The organism is Gemella bergeri ATCC 700627 (assembly GCF_000469465.1).
Taxonomy (GTDB): domain Bacteria; phylum Bacillota; class Bacilli; order Staphylococcales; family Gemellaceae; genus Gemella; species Gemella bergeri.
Map to the genome: position 1 here is coordinate 1 of NZ_KI271817.1, position 3,239 is coordinate 3,239.

Here is a 3,239-nt window from a genome sequence, read left to right on the forward strand (position 1 = left end):
ATATTTTCTTTGATTAATTTATATAATAATAACAATAGTAGTTATAATAATAAAGTTACATTATGAAATTTATTTTTTAATTTTAGTTAACAAATTTTCATTATAGAGTATTATTTTCTACTGCAATGCAGTATATTCCAATATTTTCTTTATGATATTATTAGTAAGATATAAAAAAATATGGTACAATCTATAGTGGGAAGTAAAAAAGATGATCTGGGGATTAATATTAGGGATATAGTTATTTTAAATAACATATCTTTAAGTAATACAATAGGACATCTTTTTTATTTTTAATTTTTAGTGAGTTGTTATATATATCAAGGAGGAAAAATAATGAAAAAATTTAAAAAAGAGAATTGAAATTTTATTAAAAGAAATCACTCACAGTATTATTTTAAAGAAAGGAATATTATTAACTAATGCCAATACTAAAAAAGAAAAAATTTAAAAATATAGTTAAGTTGCTAGGTATAACGGTTATATTTTTAATAACAACTATAATGAACAGTTTTATAAACAATAAAGCTGCTCATTCGGAGAATATAAAAGGATACCCTAATGTTGCAACCGCAACCTCTCCTGATAATATTTATCATGCTAAGGATAAAGCGAACAGACTGCAAATTTATACCTCTGACGGTAAGGTAGCTGAAGATTTTGCGTTTTGTATAAATGAAGGTAAAGGAACTCCTACATATGACAATAACAGCGGTCATAGCTATGGTACATTTGAACGACTTAACGGTTCGGACGCAACTACTCTAGTTAATGAGTATAAACGTAACCATGCCAATAACGGATATCTTGGAGAAGTTACAATCCCTAATAATTTAAGCGAACAACAATTTCATGAACAAATTACTAAATTAATTTATATTTATCAGAAAGATAGAACTAATATTTTAGGAAGATCAGGGCTTGAGTCTTATGGAGAAACAGCTGCACGTAACGGGTTCTGGAATGTTATTCAAGACTGGGTATATTATTATACAGAAGGTGGAGGTAAGCACCCTACAAAATATGATTATCCGGCACAAAATGCTGCTTCTCAGATGGTAGGAGAATTGATAAAAAAACCTATTAAAGAAATAATTCCCGATGAAGATTTATTCGAATTAAGAGTCTATAAATCACAACCTATTGGTGGAATATGGACTAAAGGGGTTCAATCAATAGTTACAGGACGTATCACAACTAAACCTGCGGTATACTTCGGTAAACAAGCCTATAAAGACGGAATTACCAATGAAGAAATAAAAGATATTTATACAAAAGGACAATGTTTAGCGGGTGCGAAATTTAAAATATTGGATGAAAACGGGAAACCACTTGTACTTGGGGATACAACAACAGAATTAAGTTGGGAAACAAACGGAAACCTTCAAGGTGTGTTATTAAATGCCGGAACATATTATCTAGTTGAGGAAAAAGCACCTGACGGTTATGAAAAAGAAGCCAATATTAAATTCCAAGTTGGAACAGACGGTAAAGTTAGCGTTCAGGAAAGTAGTACGGTAAAAGTTGTCGATAATAATATTATTGTTTTAGATAAAAAAACAGAAACTAATAACTATAAGGTAAAAATTAAAAAAATCGGTGACGGTAATGTTATGATTTCCGGAGCTAATTTAGAACTGAAAAAAGACGACGGTAGTGTTGTAGGAACATGGACATCAGATAAAAACTTTGAAAAAGAATTTAGCTTAAAAGAAGGAAAATATGTTTTAACAGAAAAATCTGCACCTAACGGTTACAAAAAAATTGATAAAGATATTGAATTTACAGTTGATAATCAAGGTAAAATTAAAGTTACGAGCGGGAATGAAGATGTTAATTTAACGGAACAAGACAAAACTTTAGAACTAAAAAATAAACAAGTTGAATTTATCGGAACATATGCAACAACTAAGATAAATGATGTAGAAACCGGGAAAGAAGTAACGGTAAATAACAACACAACAGATAAAATAACCATTTTGGATCGCATTGATTATACAGGATTTTCATCAGGAAAATATGTTGCTTTTGCAAGTTTGATTAAAAATAATGATGAAAATAATGTTGTAGCGACAGCAAAAAAAGACTTTGAAGTCAAAAATAATGAAAGTAAAGGGTCAGTAACTGTTGATTTAAGTCTACAAACAGATAAACTCGATAAAGATAAAAGTAATAAATTTACCGTTCTTGAAAAAGTATATAAAGCAGAAGATGTTCAAAACGGTACCGTGCAGGCAGGGAAAAAACCTGTGGCAGAGCATGTTGTTAAAGATGATCAAAATCAAACGGTCACAATTAAGTCTATAGAGCAAAGTTTTGTATTTAACTTCTGGAAAGTTGATGAAAATGATAAACCGTTAAAAGGTGCAAGACTTAGAATTCTTGATGAACAAGGTAATCAAGTTCCGTATCAAATTTGGAATTCACTAGAAGATAAATTTACACCGATTACACTTAAAGCGGGTACTTACACTTTAAATGAGGTTGTAACACCAAACGGTTATTACACACTTACAGATAAAAAATTCACTGTTGATACTAAAGGGCAACTTAAATTTGAAAATATGGACGGAATAAAAATCAAATCCGAAGCAGGAGTAGGTTTTGAAATTCGTGTTACTAATAAAAAAATCGTGTCAAGTTTACAAACAACAGTAGAAGCAGATGGACAAAGCTCAACTGCGGAAAAATCGGCAGAAGTAACAGAAAACAAAGACGGAGTGAATGTAGTAGATACAATACATTATAAAGGTTTAATTCCAAAACAAAAATATGAAGTAGTAGGTATTTTGTATGAAGTTAAAGATGGAAAATTAGTAGATCCAAATAAACCTATCACAATAAGTAACGGAACCGGTGAATATACAGTTTCAGATTCAGGTGAGGGTGAATGGAAATTAAACTTTGGGAAAATAGACGGAGTAGAAGCCAGAAAATCATATGTAGTATATGAAGAAGTAACATCAGTCGAAAATCTGGTGGATACAGATAATGATGGTAACCCAGATAAAAAACATGAAGTAGAACACAAAGATCCTAAAGATAAATCACAAACATTTGTAGTAAAACCGAAAACACCTGAACAAAAAGAAGTACAATTCAGTAAAATAAATGTAGGTGGAAAAGAAATCGCCGGAGCGCAAATCCAAATTAAAGATGCTCAAGGAACAGTAGTAGAAAAATGGACTTCAAAAGAAAATGAAACTCACAAAGTAAAATTATCAGAAGGAACATACACA

At 30.6% G+C, this 3,239-nt stretch carries 1 protein-coding gene; it reads left to right on the top strand.

The window, feature by feature from the left end; genetic code table 11:
- Window positions 1-422: 422 nt before the first annotated feature.
- Window positions 423-3,239: thioester-forming surface-anchored protein (locus HMPREF1983_RS02355; RefSeq protein ID WP_021752686.1), on the top strand; the 2,817-nt coding region annotated here is incomplete at its 3' end.